Consider the following 17,896-nt stretch of genomic DNA (forward strand, 5'->3'; position numbering starts at 1 on the left):
CTAACTATCGTAAAATACTGCGGCTAGAATTCTCTAAAAAATCCAACATGATGGTTAACTCGGGGTGATCTTTTACAACATTGACTAATTCTGCTTTAGCATCAGCTAACTTTAAGCCTGATTTATAAAGCAATTTATAGGCTCGTTTAACCTGCAAAATAGTGTCCGCTGAAAAGCCACGCCTATCTAATCCAACCGTATTGATCCCATGAGGTTTGGTAGGTCGACCACCAACCATTACAAAAGGCGGCACATCTTTTGTAATCGCGCTACCCATAGCTGAAAAACAATGATCACCCAAATGACAAAACTGATGGACGATGGAGAAACCGCCCAAGATAGCATTATTGCCAATATGTACATGACCACCTAATGAAGCAGCATTAGCAAGAATAACATCGTCGGCAATCACACAGTCATGAGCAACATGTGTATAGGCCATGAATAAATTATTACTACCAATTTTCGTAATATTTTTATCCTGTGTTGTGCCTCTGTGAATTGTTGTGAATTCGCGGATTTCGTTATTATCACCAATTTCTAAGAATGACTCTTCACCAGCATACTTCTTATCTTGAGGGTCTTCACCAATAGACGAAAACTGATAAATTCGATTGTTTTTGCCTATTGTTGTTGTTCCATTAATCGTAACGTGAGAAGAAACAACCGTTCCAGTGCCTATCGAAACATTCGCTCCGATAACCGTATAAGGACCAATTTTTACATTCTCATCTATAGACGCTGTTGGGTCGATAATAGCCGTTTGGTGAATCATTTAGTCGACTCCTTTGAGGCACACATAATCTCAGCAGACACAACCAATTCTCCATCGACTGTTGCGGACGCTGAAAAGGACCAAATATTTCGTTTATTCTTTTTGAAAACCGCTTCTATCATTAATTGGTCGCCGGGTACAACAGACCGTTTAAAACGCGCTTTATCGATACCTACCAAGTAGTATTCGCCAAAATCTTCACCACGATCTGTTAATGTTTTCATCGACAACAGACCCGTTGCTTGTGCCAATGCTTCAATAACCAATACGCCTGGCATAATCGGGTTATGTGGGAAATGACCGGTAAACTGGGGTTCGTTGTAAGTGACATTCTTAACGGCTAACAACCTTTCGCCGGCCTCATACTCAACAACTCTATCAATCATTAAAAAAGGATAACGGTGTGGCAAGAATTCCATTACTTTTCTTACATCATCAAGCGACATTAATTTTCCTTTTTTAACTTTATTAAATAATTGATTTTTTTGGTTAATTTATCAAGTTGCTTAAAGCGAACTGCATTCTTAAGCCAATCTGTATTTTTTTGAAACGGTGTACCTGATGAATAAACACCGGCTTCATTAATTGAATGCGTAACCATTGTCATGCCGGTTACATGCACACCATCTGTTATCGATATATGCCCTACTAGGCCAACACCACCAGCAAATGTGCAATATTTTCCAATTTTCGTACTACCGGCTATACCAGTACAAGCGGCTATAGCTGTATGGTCACCAATCACAACGTTATGTGCTATCTGAACTTGGTTATCAATTTTAACGCCATCACCAATAACTGTATTATCTAAAGCACCGCAATCAATCGACGTATTAGACCCTATTTCAACATCATTACCAATAACAACATGTCCAAGTTGAGGTATTTTACACCAACCTTTTTTATCATTGTATGGTGCATAGCCAAAGCCATCACTACCTATCACAGTACTTGGGTGAATCGTAACGTTATCGCCTATTTTCGTCTCTTCTCCAAGACTTACATTGGCGACTAACTTAAGATTATTACCAATCACTACTTTATTGGCAATGACGCATCCAGGCCCTATATAACAACCTTTACCAATGGTGACATCATCACCAATGACAACATGAGGAGCCAGCACGCAATCCTCAGCAATATTTGCATTATCACCAATTACAACCGAAGCATGAATACTGCCCACTCTTGGAGGGGCGGCATGAATCACATTTGCTGCTTTTGCGTACGCTAAATATGGGTTTTTAACAATCAATGCATTGCCATCATATCCTGCTAAAAAAGCATCCGATAAGATAACAACGCCCGCATTGGTTGTCTGTAAATCTGTAATGTACTTTTTATTATAGATAAACGATAGCTGATCAGATCTAGCTGATTCAAGCGTAGCACAACTACTGATTTGATAGTTTGGGTCACCGATTAAATCAGCATCAATAGCGACCGCTAATTCTTGTAAAGTCAGCATTAATCAACAGCCATTTTGGTTAACGCTATTTACCAGTAGATAGACGGTTTTGAACTTTATTGGTTATATCAACTGCGCCACTCGCAAAAACAACACCATCATGAAGCACTAAATCATATTTTTCAGCTTCTGAAAGCCCTTTAATTGCTTCGAAAACCAATTTTTGTAACTTGGCTAACTCTTCGTTACGTCTTAAATTAAAGTCTTCTCTAAACTCTTCTTGGTCACGATTGAGTGCACGCTTCTTTTCTAGCACATCACGCTGTAAGCGTCGTGTTTCAGACTCACTCATTAATTTGGCATCACGAGCAAGTTTTTCATCTAATTTTTTGATTTCCTTTTGACTCGCTAATAAGCGTTTATTTCTTGGAGAAAATTCTTTTTCCAAAGCCACCTTTGCTTTTTCTGCCTGAGGTGCTTTTTCTAAAATCCTAGCTACGTTAACAAAGCCAATTTTGATGTCGGCAGCTTGCGCGGTACTTAGAAGTCCTACTGTTAATATGCTAGCAATTAAGATCTGGTTAAAAAGTTTCAATGTGTTCTCCTACTGTTTACATTACTATTATCAATACCCATCAAGGTATATTTCGTTAAGTTGAAGTGGTGCCTGTAGCCTCGGTTTTAGCCGATTTTATATCCCTGAGCCAAAGGCAAATTGGAATGTTTGCACCTCATCATCTTCTCCATCATTAATAGGCATTGCTAAACTGAAGGATAATGCGCCAAATGGAGACAACCATTTTGCTGACACACCAACAGAGTAACGTAACTCACCTACGTCTATCTCATCATCATAAACATTACCAGCATCAACAAAAGTACTCATTCTGACGCTTTTATTATCTGGCATAAAGGGTACAGGAAAGATGAATTCTGCATTACCCACTAATTTAACACTGCCGCCAATTGGATCGTCAAAAATATCCCGAGGACCTAGTGTATTATCTGTAAACCCCCTGACAGAGCCTTTACCGCCGGCATAATAATTTTCAAAGAACGGTAAGCTCTCAGCATCGCCATATGAATCACCATAACCAAAATCAGCATTCAAATAGAGTGTTGTATTAGTACTGATTGGGAAATATTGCTCTTGATTATATGACAACTTATAAAACTCAAGATCGGAACCCGGTACTGTAATGATGCCAGATAAACGTTTTGACCCACCTCGCGTTGCAAACACAGCACGATTCCTTGTATCAGTGCCCCATGAAGCAGAAGCTTTTAAGTTAGTAAAAGAATTACCATTTTCAACAATAAATTTATTTATTTCACCAAAAAACAGATTATTGTCTAACTGAATATCAGTGAACTCTAGATCCAAACCTAGACCAATCTTATCACTTTCATTTAATGGCAAGCCAAAATTAACGCCCATATTAAATGTTTCAGTTTCGTAATTTGAGCTGTTGGCTTCATCATAGTCGGTTGTTCTATAACTGATGTTATAGCCACGGCTCACGCCGTCAACTGTGTAATACGGATTGGTATAACCCAAACTATAAATAGTGTTAACTGAGCTATTATTAAAGCTAGCACTCATCCGCTTACCAGTGCCTAAGAAGTTGTTTTGACTAATACTCGCATTTAACACAATTCCTTGTGATTGAGAAAACCCAGCGCCGGCTAAAATATTGCCCGATGACTTTTCTTTAACCGTGTATTTAATATCAACCTGATCACTGGTACCAGCAACGGGTAAGGTTTCCACGTCCACTTCATCAAAGTGGCCTAATCGTGACAACCTAGCTTTAGAATGATCAACCGCTCTGGTTGAAATGGATGCCGCTTCCATTTGTCTAACTTCTCGCCTTAGAACCTCGTCACGTGTTTTAGTATTCCCTTCCATCAACACACGTCGAACATAGACACGTTTCCCAGGGTCAACAAAAAACGTTACTTTGACTGTTGATGATTCATTATCAATTTCAGGAATCATATTGACATTTGCAAACGAGTAGCCCGCCTGCCCAAGAATGGTAGTAATGTATTCTGATGTTTGCGTTGCTTTTTTCCTAGAAAAAACATCTGTTGGCTGAACAATCACGTAAGGGATTAACTTATCTGGATTAACAATCAACTCACCGGCCAGTTTTACTTCACTAACTGTGTGCACTTTCCCTTCATTGATATTGATAGTGATGAAAATTCCATTTTTATCAGGACTAATTGAAACCTGTGTGGATTCAACTTTAAAATTGATGTAACCACGATCTTGATAGAATGAGTTCAAACGTTCTAAATCAGCCGATAATTTCTGTTTTGAGTATTGATTACTATTCGTATAAAAACTAATCAGAGTTGGACCTGTTAACTCAAATACCGACAAAATCTCTTCATCTGAAAAAGACTTATTACCAACAATATTAATTTTCTTAATACTTGCTGCTGAACCTTCTACAACACTGATTAATACAGCCACTCGATTACGCTCAAGTGTTGTCACTTTACTGCTAACCTCTGCTGAATATTTACCGTTATTGTAATATTGCTGAAGTAATTCGTTTTTAACTTTATCGAGAACTAGTGGGTTAAATACACGTCCTACTTCCATACCAACATCACCAAATGCTTCAAGCAATGTTTCGTTTTCGATATCATCGTTGCCTTCAATTTCGATACTGGTAATCGCTGGACGTTCTTTTACATTAATAATGACTATGTCATCATTCAGGTCCACATTGATATCGCTAAAAAAGCCCATTTCAAAGAGTTCTCGGATAATCTCCCCAGATGTCTCCTCTTCAAATTGATCACCTACTTTCAGACTTAGCGCATTAAAAACAGCACCCGCCGTGATCCGCTGCAATCCATTAACCCGTATATCTTTAACCAGCACCGGTTCTTCTGCAAATGCCACATTTGAGCTGAATAGAACAAATAGTATAAAAACTGGAAGAAATAGTGTTCTGATTTTTTTTATCACAATGCGTTTTAATGTTATGTTCGTTTAAGGCGTATCGAGCAAGTATAGATAAAACAATCCATTGACTCAATACGTATTTTTATTTAACCAATTATTCGACCAATGTCGATAAAAATGGCCAACACCATCATACAAAGTAGGACAAATAAACCCACACGCATAAACAGACCTTGAGCCTTTTCAGAAACAGGCTTACCTTTAACCGCTTCAATGAGGTAAAAAAACAAATGACCGCCATCTAACATAGGAATCGGCAATAAATTCATAACACCTAAACTAACGCTGACAAATGCCAAAAATTTTAAGAATGGTATTAGACCTATTGTGGCCGTTTTACCTGCATATTGAGCCAAACTAATAGGCCCACTTAAATTCTGCACAGATGCCTCTCCAATCAGCATTCTGCCAATTAACTTAACAGTTAATATTGAATAATGAACCGTTTGAGTGGCCGCTTCCGCTATCGCTGAAAAACCATTCAATGAATACGTAGTATAAAAGTCATTTGACACCTCATCGACCCATGGGGACACACCAATTCTTCCAATCGGGCTATCATTTTCTATAATTTTTTGCGGAATAAGGCGTAATGCTAAGCGCTCATTATTTCTTAGCACTATTATAGAAATGCTTTTTTCTGGGTTTGCACGAATAACTGAGACCCATTGTTGCCAACTATCGACCTCTTCATTATTGGCAGACAGAATCAAATCACCCCTCTTTAACCCCGCTAAATCAGCTGGCTCAGCAGAAACAATATTGCCAATCATCGGTTTTAATGTCGGCAAAAAAGGCTCAATACCAAGCTTATTAACAATATCGTTTGGCTCAGGAATACCTCCCGATTGGACGTTAAATTGAATGTCTTTTGTTTGTCCACCAGGTGTCTCAACGGTGAGATCAACCGAGCCATTATCAATCATTTCACTGGCAATTAAGCCAATGGCCACACGCCATATAGTTGCTGGACGATCATTGACAGCAAGAATTTCATCACCAACTTCAATACCTGAATGAATAGCAACACCAGCCGGGTCTAGTTTACCAACCACAGGCTTCAAACCTCTTTCGCCAACTGTTAGAATTAGCCAAAAAACCAAGAAGGCAAACACCAAATTAAAAACAGGGCCCGCTAAAACGATAAGGAAACGACTTAGCAGAGGTTTATTATTAAAGGCTAGCTTTTTCTCACTCTCTTCGACGTTTCCTTCACGCTCATCGAGCATTTTCACATAACCGCCTAACGGTATGCTTGCAATGACATATTCTGTCTCGTCATTTTTCCTTTTAAATTTAATTAACGGTTTACCAAAACCGACAGAAAAACGTAATACTTTCACACCACATTTACGCGCCACCCAAAAATGACCGAATTCATGAACGGTAACCAAAATACCTAAGGCCAAGATAAAAGAGGCCATTGAAATAATAATGCTCATTAACCATTCTCCAAACAATTTTTTGCAACCTGACGTGCTTCTGCATCTGCGCTTAAAACGCTTTCAATTGAGTCAGCAGGGCTCACTGTTGTAATACTCAACACCTGCTCAATCAATGTGGAAATACCAGTGAACGCTAATTCTTTTGCCAAAAATGCTTCAACGGCGACTTCATTTGCTGCATTTAAGATCGCTGGTGCTGTTCCTTTAGCATCTAAAGCTTCATAAGCTAAACGTAAGCAAGGGAATTTTTCATATGAGGCTGATTCAAATGTTAATTGATTATTCACTAGAAAATCCAGCGCTGACACGCCACTCTCATGCCTTTTTGGCCATGCTAATGCATGTGCTATGGGTGTGCGCATATCGGGGTTTCCAAGTTGCGCTAAAACAGACCCATCCACATAATCAATCATCGAATGAACAATACTTTGAGGATGTATCAGCACATCTATTAATTCAGCGGGCATATCAAATAAATAACTCGCTTCAATTAACTCCAAACCTTTATTCATCATAGTCGCTGAGTCAACAGAGATTTTATGCCCCATTGACCAGTTTGGGTGTGCACAAGCCTGCTCGACCGTTACATTATCCAACTCACTGGCATTAAGATTCAAAAAAGGCCCACCAGAAGCCGTTAAAATTAATTTTCTAACACCCTCAGCACGTTGCCCAGCCTTGTATGCATCGGGCATACATTGAAATAAAGCATTATGTTCGCTGTCTAACGGTAGCAAGGTGGCACCATTTTGTTTCACTACAGACATCAATAAATCACCCGATACAACTAAAGATTCTTTATTCGCCAGTAAAATTGTTTTACCTGCCTTAGCACCCGCTAAAGTTGACAATAAACCAACCGCTCCAACAATGGCTGCCACCACAATATCAGTCATTGAATGTTTAGCAACAAACTCTAAAGAATCCATGCCAGATAACACTTGGGTTTCACATGCGTCAGAGCGTTCCAATTTCCCTCTAAACGCATCTGCAAGCTCAGCATCTGGAACCACTGCATAAGTTGGCTTAAATTCTATACATTGCTCTAATAACCGCCCAATGTTTTTATTAGCTGTCAGTGCAACTACTCTGTAAGCATTCTTATTGAGTCTTATAACATCAAGCGTACTAACTCCAATTGAGCCAGTTGAGCCAAGCAAGCAAACACTTTTCATGTGAACAGTCTTGTCATTAACAGACAAGCAACATAAACAGGAGCTGCCGCAATAAGGCTATCAATACGATCAAGAACACCACCATGACCCGGTAAAATTGCCCCACTATCTTTAACGTTTACACGCCGCTTCATAAGACTTTCAAATAGATCCCCAAAAACCGAGACAAAGGCAACAAACACTGACACACTTATAAATATGGCACTGTTGTTAATTTCAAAATATTGATCTGCAAAAAAAGCCAACAATAAACAAGCTAATGCACCACCAATGACGCCTTCTATAGATTTTCCAGGACTAATAAGAGGTGATAATTTATGATGCCCAAATGAACGGCCAGCAAAATAAGCCCCACTATCTGCAATCCACATCAACAATAATAGGTACATTAAAAGCTCAGGGCCTTGTTCAAAATTGAGCCTCAACTGGTAAAGCGATATGAATATTAAACCAAGCAATAAATAGCCAATTAAAAGCATCACAGGGCGCGCTACTTTATTTGCCAGTAAATCTTGCGCTTTAGTTATCAGCAACACGATCGCCAATAACCAAAATATTAAACTAGCGTAAAAAAAACCACTTAAAAAAGGTTCATTTAAAAGCGTTAAACCAAACGAAAACAGCAAGCCAGTTATCGCAAATATAGATTTATATAGCTTGCTTTTTACAGCACTTAAAGCAGCCCATTCATAGCCAGCTATCAAAACAATTAGACTTAGAACCCCTATAAAATATGGTTCAGAAGAATACATTACAACCCAGACCACAGCTGGAATCAATACTATGGCTGTTAGAAGCCTCTTAGCGAGACTAGTCATTCCTTAACCATCTTCATCAAGTTGCTCACCTGTCTGTCCGAACCGACGCTCACGAGAAGAGAAATACTGAATGGCCACATCAAGAGCATTCTTATCAAAATCTGGCCAAAGTGTGTCTGTAAAATAAAGTTCACTATAAGCTATTTGCCAAAGTAAAAAATTACTAATTCGCTGCTCACCACCTGTTCTTATGAATAAATCAGGGTCTGGTATAGCTGCGGTGGATAAAAAGTCTTCTATGTTCAGGTCTGTTAAAGGAATGTCTTGACTGACTGCATGTGCCATCATACATTGGCTTGCCTGCGTAATATCCCATTGGCCACCATAATTTGCTGCAATGACCAGCAATAAACCAGTATTTTCAGCTGTTAATAACTCAACATCTATAATTTTTTGTTGTAACGACTGGGACAGTTTGGTTTTATCACCAATTATTTTCAAACGAATATTATTGTTATGTAATCGTTTTGCTTGTGTTTTTAGCGTCAACATAAACAAGTCCATCAGTACATTAACTTCTTTCGCTGGACGACGCCAATTTTCGCTGCTAAATGCAAACACTGTTAACACTTCTACACCGTAGCTAGCGCACGTTTCGATAGTGGTTCTTAATGCATCAACGCCCGCTTTATGGCCTGCTGTACGAGGTTTACCCTGAGCGGTAGCCCAACGCCCATTGCCATCCATTATGATGGCAATGTGCTTAGGGCTTTTTTTTATATTTTTTTTAACTTGGTTGTCAGTCACAAGAATCCTATTTATCTCTTTTGACAACGTCGTAAAAACTTAGATCAAGGTTAAGCACGACAGCACACGATGTTAGGTTCATTGCCTACATTGACATCAAGTCAGCTTCTTTTACCTCAAGGTGCTTATCAATATCTTTTACATGCTGATCGGTGATTTTCTGAATTTTTTCTTCACCAGAGCGAAGTTCATCTTCAGTAATCATCTTTTCTTTTAACGCCTCTTTAAACTCAGAGTTTGCGTCACGACGAATGTTTCTAATCGCAACTTTCGCAGCTTCTGCCTCACCACGAACCACTTTAACAAGATCGCGACGCCTTTCTTCTGTTAATGGTGGCATTGGTACACGAATGACATTACCAGCAGTCACTGGATTAAGCCCGAGATCTGCCTTCATAATAGCCTTTTCAACTGGGCCAATCATACCTGCTTCCCACGGCATAATAGACAATGTTCTAGCGTCTTCAATATTAACTGTTGCTACTTGATTTAAGGGTGTATCAACATCGTAGTAAGACACAACAATATGCTCTAGCAAACTTGGGTGCGCACGACCTGTACGAATTTTTGTCAATGCTTTTTGAAAAGACTCAACGGATTTACCCATTCTTAGGTTTCCATCTTTAACAATATCTTCAATCATAATTATCTCTACCGTTATTCTACAAGTGTGCCAATATCATCACCCATCACAAGACGTTTAATAGCACCTTTATCAAAAATATTAACGACCCTTAATGGTAACTTATGATCCCTACAAAGTACCAATGCTGTTGCGTCCATAACATTTAAACGCTGATCAATGGCTTCATCAAAACTAATACGTGAATACAGCGTGGCATCAGGGTTTTTAACCGGATCCTCAGAGTAAATGCCATCCACTTTTGTTGCTTTAATCAGCAATTCAGCCTCAACCTCAATACCTCTGAGGCTCGCTGCCGAATCAGTGGTAAAAAATGGATTACCGGTCCCTGCTGCAAAAATAACCACGCGGCCTTTCTCAAAATGTCTAACTGCTCTTCTACGTTTAAAGCTTTCGCATACTTGGTTAATTTGAAGCGCTGACATAACGCGAACATCCTGACCAAGAGACTCTAATGAATCTTGCATCGCTAAGGCATTAATGACTGTCGCCAACATACCCATATGATCACTGGTCACACGATTCATAACATCTGAAGCTACTTCAGAACCACGTAAAATATTTCCACCACCTATAACAAGACCAACTTGAACACCAATGTCACATAGCTGCTTAACTTCTTCTGCTAGCCTTAAAACTGTATTACCATCAATACCACCAGCGGAGTCGCCCATAAAGGCTTCCCCGCTGAGTTTTAGCAATATTCGTTTATATGTCAACTCGCTCATTAAATTAATCGCCTCGTACTTGAGCCATTACTTCAGATGCAAAATCTTCTTCTTTCTTCTCGATACCTTCACCTACTTCAAAGCGTACGAAAGATACGACTTTAGCATTATTAGATTTTAATAATTGCTCAACCGTAACATCACCATCTTTAACGAATGGTTGACCCAATAAGGTGACTTCTTTTAAGAATTTTTTAACTTTACCAACGATCATTTTTTCAACAATCTCAGGTGGCTTACCACTTTCAGCAGCTTGCCCTTTAAAAATTTCTTTTTCCTTTTCAATAGCCTCTGCAGGTACTTCTGCTTCAGAAATACATAAAGGATTGGTCGCAGCAACATGCATAGCAATATCTTTTGCTAATTCAACAGACCCACCTTCCAATTCAACCAACACCCCAATACGGATACCGTGCAAATATGAACCGACAACGCCTGATTCAGGCTTAATGGTTTGAAAACGTCGAACATTAATGTTTTCACCAACTTTAGCAATCAATGCACGTCGTTTTTCATCAACTGTCACAGATTCACCGTCAATCGTTGCATTATTTAATGCTTCAACATCAGCGACGTCATTATTAACAATCGTGTTTGCAACCACTGTAGCAAACTCAACAAAATCATCACCTTTTGAAACAAAGTCAGTTTCACTGTTAATTTCAACAATCGTTGTTGCTGATCCATCACCGGACGTTGCAACCTTTAAAACACCTTCAGCAGCAATACGCCCTGCTTTTTTATCTGCTTTTGCCATGCCTGATTTACGCATGTTTTCAATCGCAACTTCTAAATCACCACCTGTTTCTACTAATGCTTTTTTGCACTCCATCATGCCAGAACCCGTTCTTTCACGTAATTCTTTGACCATTGCAGCTGTTACACTCATTCTAAACCTCTGTCTATATTAATTAATCATAAAAACGCCCCCAACAGGAGGCGTTCATTGTCTTCTAAGCTGTAGCGATTAACCTTCTTTGCTTACTTCTTCAGTTGCTGCTTTTTTTACCGCTGTTTTTTTCACAGCCGGTTTTTTAGAAACTGATTTAGCCACTTCTTTATTATCAACTAATTCTTTAATTACGCTGGCTTTACCTTCAAGAATCGCACCGGCAAAACTTTGGCAATATAGTGTTAAGGCTCTGATTGAGTCATCGTTACCTGGTATTACATAATCCACATCATTAGGTTTATTGTTTGAATCAACAATACCAATCACTGGAATACCTAATTTAGCCGCTTCTTTAACTGCGATTTTTTCATAGCCTACATCCATTACTACAATAGCATCGGGTGGGCCTTTAAGGTCTTTAATACCACCAACACTGCGCTCTAGTTTTTCCAGCTGGCGCATGAACTTTAAACCTTCTTTTTTGCTAAAACGATTCAAGCTACCGTCTTCACGCATCGTTTCAAGTTCTTTTAAACGATTAATTGATTTTTTGATGGTACCGAAGTTTGTCAACATACCACCTAACCAACGGTGATCAACATATGGCATGCTGCAACGTTTTGCTTCTTCTGCAACTGTTTTACGAGCGGCTTTTTTTGTTCCAACAAACATGATAGTGCCTTTGTTTGCTGCTAGTTTGTTGATGAAATTTAATGCATCATTAAAAAGAGGTAAGGTTTTCTCTAAGTTAATGATATGAATTTTGCCACGCTCACCAAAGATGTAAGGGGCCATTTTAGGGTTCCAGTACCTCGTTTGGTGACCAAAATGGACACCAGCTTCGAGCATTTCACGCATTGTGATTTTAGACATTTCTTTTAATTCCTTATGTTATAGCCAGCCAGATAATCTGACATGACTCGGGTTGATAACTACCACGCATCCCAAACGGTAACCTGATTTAATTCAAGCACCCTACCGGATGTGTTGATGCATGTGATCGTTGTTGCCAAAAGTGGCGACGCTTTATACCATATCTAGAGCCAAACAGCAATTTAAACCTAAAATATTAGTGTTATGCCTAAGCTGTAAAAAAACCTTAAATTCATCTATTAAGCGTTATAATCTGTCACTTGTTTGACATTCTGAAACCACTTTATTTATTAAAATATGAGTATTACTTTAAAAACACCCCCTGAAATTGAAAAAATGCGTGTCGCTGGCCGTTTAGCTGCTGAAGTTCTCGAGATGATCAGGGAATATGTTGTTCCAGGTGTCACTACAGAGGAGCTTAACCAACGTTGTCACGACTTCATGGTTAACACCCAAAAAACAATCCCCGCCCCGCTTAATTACCATGGCTTTCCAAAATCAATCTGCACCTCGGTTAACCAAACTGTTTGCCACGGTATCCCCAACCATAAAAAACTTAAAAAAGGAGATATCGTCAATATTGATATCACCGTTATTAAAGATGAGTTCCATGGTGATACCAGTGAAATGTTCGTTGTTGGTGAACCAAGCATTTTAGCCAAGCGTCTTATCGATACCACACAAAAAGCTTTATACCTAGGCATTAGCATGGTTATGCCCGGCGCAAGACTTGGTGATATTGGCCATGCTATTCAAAAATTTGCAGAAAGCAGGCGTTACTCTATTGTTCGAGAGTATTGTGGTCATGGTATTGGGCGCGTTTTTCATGAAGAGCCCCAAGTTTTACATTACGGCGAACCTAATACCGGTACCACACTAGAAGAGGGCATGACCTTTACTATAGAACCGATGATTAATGCTGGCAAAAGGAATGTAAAAACACTGGCAGATGATTGGACCGTGGTTACTAAAGACCGCAGCCTATCTGCACAGTTTGAACACACCTTAACGGTCACATCCACTGGGTTTGAAATTTTTACCGTTCGAGATAACGAGGCCATTGAAGCAACCCATATTCCACCAGAGTTATATAAATCATGACATCTCTTCCTACTGAAAATGAACCAGCCGCGCATAAAATTGCTGATATTAAAGCGCTAATTCAAGCCTTTAATAATGAATTACATACACGCGCTAAGTCTGGTGAAACGGTAGAAACACTTCTAAAAGCTCGTAGTGATTTTATCGATCAATTACTTACCAACTATTGGAATGAAATATTAGGTCCCTATTCTAACCAACTGGCCTTAATTGCCACCGGTGGTTATGGCCGCGCGGAACTGCACCCTTTTTCCGATATTGATTTACTCATTATCTTTGATGAATCCGAGCTCGACAATTACAAAACAGAACTCGAATCGTTCTCGACATTCCTATGGGATATTGGTCTTAAGCCGGGTCTAAGTGTACGAACAATTTCAGACTGCCTAGAGCAATCTAAGTTAGATATTACGGTTATTACAAACCTTATGGAAGCTCGCCTCATCACAGGTTCAGAGGCTTTCTTTTCTGACATGCAAGATCAGATCAGTATCGATAATCTTTGGTCGCCGGTTGCATTTTTTCGCGAAAAAGTAGCAGAACAACACAACAGACACTTGAAGTTTGGCAATACCGCTTACAACCTAGAACCTGATATGAAAGAAGGGCCAGGTGGGTTACGAGACATTCAAACGATTCAATGGATTACCCAGCGTTATTTTGGTTCCAATTCACTTGGTGAATTGGTAAATCATGCGTTTCTTACTAAAAATGAGTATCGCTCACTGGTAAAAGGGCAACGCTTTCTTTGGAAAGTCCGTTTCGAATTACACCTTTTAGCGAATCGACCTGAAAACCGCCTGCTATTTGATTATCAAAAAAACCTTGCCTTAGCCTTTGGTTTTGAAGATGGCGATAACAACCTTGCTGTCGAATCATTTATGCAGCTGTACTACCGTACTGTGATGGACCTTGAGCGCATTAATGAACTGGTCTTGCAAATATTTAATGAGGCGTTAGAAAATAAAGTCATGGATGTGACCCCTATCAATGAATCTTTTAGGATCATTAATGATTATATCGAGGTGACGCATCCAGATACCTTTAAAACAACACCTACTGCTCTACTCGATATTATCCTTCAATTACAAAAACATGAAGATGTAAAGGGGATCAGATCAGCAACTATCCGCTTAATACGCGAGTCTTTACACCTCGTTGATGATGAGTTCAGGGCAAACCCTCGAGCTAAACGTTTATTTTTAGATATTCTTCGCCAACCGCATGGCATCACCCATCAATTTCGTCGGATGAATCGCTACGGTTTATTAGCGGCTTATATTCCAGCCTTTGACGATATTATCGGGCGTATGCAGTATGACTTATTTCATGCCTATACCGTTGATCAGCACACCCTATTTATCGTTAGAAACCTAAGACGGTTTGCCTTAGAAAAGCACCGTGACGACCTGCCGCATTGTTTCGATGTCTTTCAAGAAATTCGCAAACCTGAGTTACTTTATTTAGCTGGCTTATTTCATGATATTGCTAAAGGCCGCGGCGGCAACCATGCAGAACTTGGCATGCATGATGCCATCGAATTTTGCCGCCAGCATGGCTACAATTCTTATGACACCAACCTTGTCGGTTGGCTGGTTCAAAACCACCTAATCATGTCAATGACCGCGCAGCGTAAGGATATTAATGACCCCGCTGTTATTCATAAATTTGCCTCTAAAATTGGCAGTCTTGAGTACCTTGATTACCTCTACCTACTAACCGTTGCAGATATTAGAGCAACAAACCCAACGCTGTGGAACGACTGGAAAGGCTCGTTATTAAAAGAACTCTACAACAACACTCAGCAACTTTTACGTCGCGGATTACAAACGGTCACTGATGAATTAAGTGACGAAATCAAAGACATGCAGTATCAGGCTAGACAAGGCCTTAATATCCGTGGCTTAAGTGATGATAAAATTGATCGAGTATGGCGAACGATCAGTAAGGATTATTTTTCACGGTTTTCTGTTGAAGATAGTATTTGGCACACATTGGCCATATCATCTTGTCGTCAAGAAGAGATGCCACTGGTCTTACTACGCCCACAAACACATCGCGGTGGCGCAGAAATTTTTATTTACGTAGATGATCGCGCTGGCACATTTGCTATCTGCACAGCAACGCTCGATCAGCTTGGCCTTAATATTTTAGATGCTCGAATCATTACCACTAATGAAGACCTCGCATTGATTAGTTTCCATGTTTTAGAAGATAACGGCAGCCCTATTCCCGACCTTACTCGTGAACAATCTATCGTCAACGTCTTACGTGCTAATTTAATAGCGCCAGACCAATCAGTTTTATCGGTTGATAGGCATAGGCCTCGCCAATCTCAACACTTCAACATTAAAACGACTATCAGCTTTAAAAGTGATTATCAAAAACGCTACACCATTTTAGAAATACGCACACAAGACCAACCCGGTGTTTTATCCACCATTGGGCAATGCTTTAGTGCCTGTAAAGTTAACGTGCGAAATGCAAAAATTACCACCTTAGGTTCAACCGCTGAAGATATTTTCTATATTACCGATAGCGATAACAAAATGATTGAAGATTCCGAGATCATCGATCAGCTAAAAGAAAGCTTAATTGAAAAACTGACTTCGTCGCAAAACAGTACTACTTGATTCTAATTTGGCGGTACTTCTGCGCCAATACTTTAGGTTCCGCATTAAAAAAATATGCCCACCTTAAAGACCACATTAACAGGACTGTTTTCACGACCCCATTAACCTGCCAACGCCGGCAGGATGTGGTAACAGTTTCTTTAAGGCATATCGGCTTTGAAACTTTTTTTAGTTTTTTGCTTATTGCAATATCTTCCATAAGCTCAATGCACGGGTAGCCGCCTACCTGTTCAAACAAGTGCTTTGAAACAAACATTGCATGGTCCCCTGTTACGATACCGGTCAAACAAGAGCGCCAATTCATCATCGTTTCAATTATTCGAAAAACAATTGCTGTGTCGTCCAACTTGACCTTAAAACGTCCCCAACAAAGAGTTGGCTGTTTCGGTTGCTTTAATAGTTTTTTAATGGCCCTGCCTGCTAGCAGGGTATCTGCATGTAAAAAAAGCAATACCTTTCCACGTGCTACTTGTGCACCTTTATTAAGTTGCACCGCACGTCCTGCTGAAGAGACCACCAGCTGTTCAACAAGGCCTTCTGTGCAGCAGACCGTCTTATCGGTGCTGCCGCCATCTACCACTATAATTTCGACACCTTCCCTTCTAAGCGATTGTAACGATGCCAGCGTTACCGGTAAGGCCGTCTCCTCATTCAGCGTGGGAATAATAATAGATAGCTCAGGCATTAATAACAGCCCCTTCTATAGGATATTTTTATAATCACTGCTTTAAGGCGCCACCACAGCTTGAACCACTACCCGCCGTGCAACCATAACAATGATCGGCTACCGTAATGGCTTGTGATTCAAAATCAAGCCCTAAACACTCGCTAATATGCCTCTTTGATTTAAGCTGGCCAGCAGGCAAGCCTAGCATTTGATTAAAATCGCAATCGTACACATAACCTGCCCAATCAACACTTAAAGTACTTTTACACATCACTTGATCAAGGTTAACCGCATGGTGCGCAGTTTTAAGTACGTTCATATATTCGTCAAACTGACTTGTTGAAATCAGCCAGCTACCAAACCGCTTAATGGGCATATTTGTTATCGTGAACAAACGCGTAAACACAATGCCGAAGTGTTCAAATAAATGGTCTTTATAATCCGCTTCAAGAGCCGACTGATCTGGCGGTAATTGAGTACCCTGTGGGTTATATACAAGGTTTAGCTCTAATGTTTCCCCATAACCGAGGGTATTTAGTTTTTTTAACGCAGTGATACTCTTTTCAAAGACACCCTTACCACGTTGTGCATCTACATTATCACTGGAGTAGCATGGTAAGGAGGCAACAATTTGTACTTTATTAGATGCTAAAAAATCAGCCAAATATTCATAACCCGGTTCTTCAAGAATCGTTAAATTGCAGCGATCAATGACCTCCACTCCTCTATTTCTCGCTTCTATAACAACATATTGAAAACAAGGGTTCATTTCTGGCGCACCGCCGGTCAAATCGAGTGTTTTAATAGCCTGCTGATCTATAAAATTAAAGACTTGATCGATAGTTTCTTTCGCCATTATTTCTTTACGTGTCGGACCAGCATTAACATGACAGTGTAAGCAGGACTGGTTACACAAATACCCCATGTTTACTTGTAACGTGTGAAGTTTAGTTCGTGTTATCGCAGGGAAGTTTGTATCCACTAGCTTAGCTAACGTTGGGTGCATAG

General features: G+C 39.8%; 17 protein-coding genes. 2 read left to right on the forward strand and 15 right to left on the reverse strand.

Features of this window, described 5'->3' with window-relative positions:
* Positions 1-4: 4 nt before the first annotated feature.
* The 13 genes from lpxA to rpsB form a co-directional block, all read right to left on the reverse strand.
* Positions 5-775, reverse strand: coding sequence for an acyl-ACP--UDP-N-acetylglucosamine O-acyltransferase (lpxA, locus tag CPC19_RS07595; RefSeq protein ID WP_015005832.1), 771 nt, complete (start codon positions 773-775; stop codon positions 5-7).
* On the reverse strand, positions 772-1,221 hold the full coding sequence (gene fabZ, locus CPC19_RS07600; RefSeq protein WP_015005831.1) for a 3-hydroxyacyl-ACP dehydratase FabZ: 450 nt from the start codon (positions 1,219-1,221) through the stop codon (positions 772-774). Before fabZ ends, lpxA begins: the two co-directional genes overlap by 4 nt.
* Entirely contained in the window at positions 1,221-2,243 is a 1,023-nt protein-coding gene (lpxD, locus tag CPC19_RS07605; protein WP_016390766.1) for a UDP-3-O-(3-hydroxymyristoyl)glucosamine N-acyltransferase, read from the reverse strand. Before lpxD ends, fabZ begins: the two co-directional genes overlap by 1 nt.
* Before the next feature lie 25 nt (positions 2,244-2,268).
* On the reverse strand, positions 2,269-2,778 hold the full coding sequence (locus tag CPC19_RS07610; RefSeq protein ID WP_015005829.1) for an OmpH family outer membrane protein: 510 nt from the start codon (positions 2,776-2,778) through the stop codon (positions 2,269-2,271).
* A gap of 96 nt (positions 2,779-2,874) precedes the next feature.
* Positions 2,875-5,103, reverse strand: a complete 2,229-nt coding sequence (gene bamA / locus CPC19_RS07615) for an outer membrane protein assembly factor BamA (RefSeq protein WP_015005828.1) — start codon at positions 5,101-5,103, stop codon at positions 2,875-2,877.
* Positions 5,104-5,252: 149 nt separating this feature from the next.
* Positions 5,253-6,608 carry an RIP metalloprotease RseP gene (gene rseP / locus CPC19_RS07620; protein ID WP_016390768.1) on the reverse strand — a complete coding sequence of 452 codons (1,356 nt, stop codon included), beginning with the start codon at positions 6,606-6,608 and terminating at the stop codon, positions 5,253-5,255.
* Positions 6,608-7,786 (reverse strand): 1-deoxy-D-xylulose-5-phosphate reductoisomerase, encoded by a 1,179-nt coding sequence (gene ispC, locus CPC19_RS07625; protein ID WP_016390769.1) that lies wholly within the window; start codon positions 7,784-7,786, stop codon positions 6,608-6,610. The genes rseP and ispC overlap by 1 nt, the downstream gene beginning before the upstream one ends.
* Positions 7,783-8,604, reverse strand: a complete 822-nt coding sequence (locus CPC19_RS07630) for a phosphatidate cytidylyltransferase (protein WP_236610540.1) — start codon at positions 8,602-8,604, stop codon at positions 7,783-7,785. The genes ispC and CPC19_RS07630 overlap by 4 nt, the downstream gene beginning before the upstream one ends.
* Positions 8,605-8,607: 3 nt before the next feature.
* Positions 8,608-9,351, reverse strand: coding sequence for a polyprenyl diphosphate synthase (gene uppS, locus CPC19_RS07635; RefSeq protein WP_015005824.1), 744 nt, complete (start codon positions 9,349-9,351; stop codon positions 8,608-8,610).
* An 85-nt stretch (positions 9,352-9,436) separates the two neighbouring features.
* Entirely contained in the window at positions 9,437-9,994 is a 558-nt protein-coding gene (gene frr, locus CPC19_RS07640; protein WP_015005823.1) for a ribosome recycling factor, read from the reverse strand.
* Positions 9,995-10,008: 14 nt separating this feature from the next.
* On the reverse strand, positions 10,009-10,722 hold the full coding sequence (gene pyrH, locus CPC19_RS07645) for a UMP kinase (protein WP_016390771.1): 714 nt from the start codon (positions 10,720-10,722) through the stop codon (positions 10,009-10,011).
* Positions 10,723-10,726: 4 nt separating this feature from the next.
* Positions 10,727-11,611 carry a translation elongation factor Ts gene (tsf, locus tag CPC19_RS07650; RefSeq protein ID WP_015005821.1) on the reverse strand — a complete coding sequence of 295 codons (885 nt, stop codon included), beginning with the start codon at positions 11,609-11,611 and terminating at the stop codon, positions 10,727-10,729.
* A gap of 78 nt (positions 11,612-11,689) precedes the next feature.
* On the reverse strand, positions 11,690-12,487 hold the full coding sequence (gene rpsB / locus CPC19_RS07655) for a 30S ribosomal protein S2 (protein ID WP_015005820.1): 798 nt from the start codon (positions 12,485-12,487) through the stop codon (positions 11,690-11,692).
* A gap of 297 nt (positions 12,488-12,784) precedes the next feature.
* Between rpsB and map the strand changes: the two genes are divergently transcribed.
* Together map and glnD are read left to right on the forward strand one after the other, a co-directional pair.
* Entirely contained in the window at positions 12,785-13,588 is an 804-nt protein-coding gene (gene map, locus CPC19_RS07660) for a type I methionyl aminopeptidase (RefSeq protein WP_016390772.1), read from the forward strand.
* Positions 13,585-16,221, forward strand: coding sequence for a [protein-PII] uridylyltransferase (glnD, locus tag CPC19_RS07665; RefSeq protein ID WP_015005818.1), 2,637 nt, complete (start codon positions 13,585-13,587; stop codon positions 16,219-16,221). The genes map and glnD overlap by 4 nt, the downstream gene beginning before the upstream one ends.
* Here the strand turns inward: glnD and CPC19_RS07670 are convergent.
* Both CPC19_RS07670 and arsS read right to left on the reverse strand, forming a co-directional pair.
* Entirely contained in the window at positions 16,214-16,906 is a 693-nt protein-coding gene (locus CPC19_RS07670; protein ID WP_016390773.1) for a TIGR04283 family arsenosugar biosynthesis glycosyltransferase, read from the reverse strand. The genes glnD and CPC19_RS07670 overlap by 8 nt on opposite strands.
* Before the next feature lie 34 nt (positions 16,907-16,940).
* Positions 16,941-17,894, reverse strand: a complete 954-nt coding sequence (gene arsS, locus CPC19_RS07675) for an arsenosugar biosynthesis radical SAM (seleno)protein ArsS (protein ID WP_016390774.1) — start codon at positions 17,892-17,894, stop codon at positions 16,941-16,943.
* Positions 17,895-17,896: the final 2 nt, after the last annotated feature.

The sequence above is a fragment of the Cycloclasticus sp. PY97N genome, from assembly GCF_002443175.1.
GTDB lineage: Bacteria > Pseudomonadota > Gammaproteobacteria > Methylococcales > Cycloclasticaceae > Cycloclasticus > Cycloclasticus pugetii.

Excerpts from the sequence above, each read along its gene's own strand:
- lpxA (WP_015005832.1), bottom strand. The coding sequence starts at position 775 with ATGATTCACCAAACGGCTATTATCGACCCAACAGCGTCTATAGATGAG.
- rpsB (WP_015005820.1), bottom strand. The coding sequence starts at position 12,487 with ATGTCTAAAATCACAATGCGTGAAATGCTCGAAGCTGGTGTCCATTTT.
- CPC19_RS07670 (WP_016390773.1), bottom strand. The coding sequence starts at position 16,906 with ATGCCTGAGCTATCTATTATTATTCCCACGCTGAATGAGGAGACGGCC.
- ispC (WP_016390769.1), bottom strand. The coding sequence starts at position 7,786 with ATGAAAAGTGTTTGCTTGCTTGGCTCAACTGGCTCAATTGGAGTTAGT.
- map (WP_016390772.1), top strand. The coding sequence starts at position 12,785 with ATGAGTATTACTTTAAAAACACCCCCTGAAATTGAAAAAATGCGTGTC.
- fabZ (WP_015005831.1), bottom strand. The coding sequence starts at position 1,221 with ATGTCGCTTGATGATGTAAGAAAAGTAATGGAATTCTTGCCACACCGT.
- lpxD (WP_016390766.1), bottom strand. The coding sequence starts at position 2,243 with ATGCTGACTTTACAAGAATTAGCGGTCGCTATTGATGCTGATTTAATC.
- frr (WP_015005823.1), bottom strand. The coding sequence starts at position 9,994 with ATGATTGAAGATATTGTTAAAGATGGAAACCTAAGAATGGGTAAATCC.
- rseP (WP_016390768.1), bottom strand. The coding sequence starts at position 6,608 with ATGAGCATTATTATTTCAATGGCCTCTTTTATCTTGGCCTTAGGTATT.
- arsS (WP_016390774.1), bottom strand. The coding sequence starts at position 17,894 with ATGCACCCAACGTTAGCTAAGCTAGTGGATACAAACTTCCCTGCGATA.
- tsf (WP_015005821.1), bottom strand. The coding sequence starts at position 11,611 with ATGAGTGTAACAGCTGCAATGGTCAAAGAATTACGTGAAAGAACGGGT.
- CPC19_RS07630 (WP_236610540.1), bottom strand. The coding sequence starts at position 8,604 with ATGACTAGTCTCGCTAAGAGGCTTCTAACAGCCATAGTATTGATTCCA.
- pyrH (WP_016390771.1), bottom strand. The coding sequence starts at position 10,722 with ATGAGCGAGTTGACATATAAACGAATATTGCTAAAACTCAGCGGGGAA.
- glnD (WP_015005818.1), top strand. The coding sequence starts at position 13,585 with ATGACATCTCTTCCTACTGAAAATGAACCAGCCGCGCATAAAATTGCT.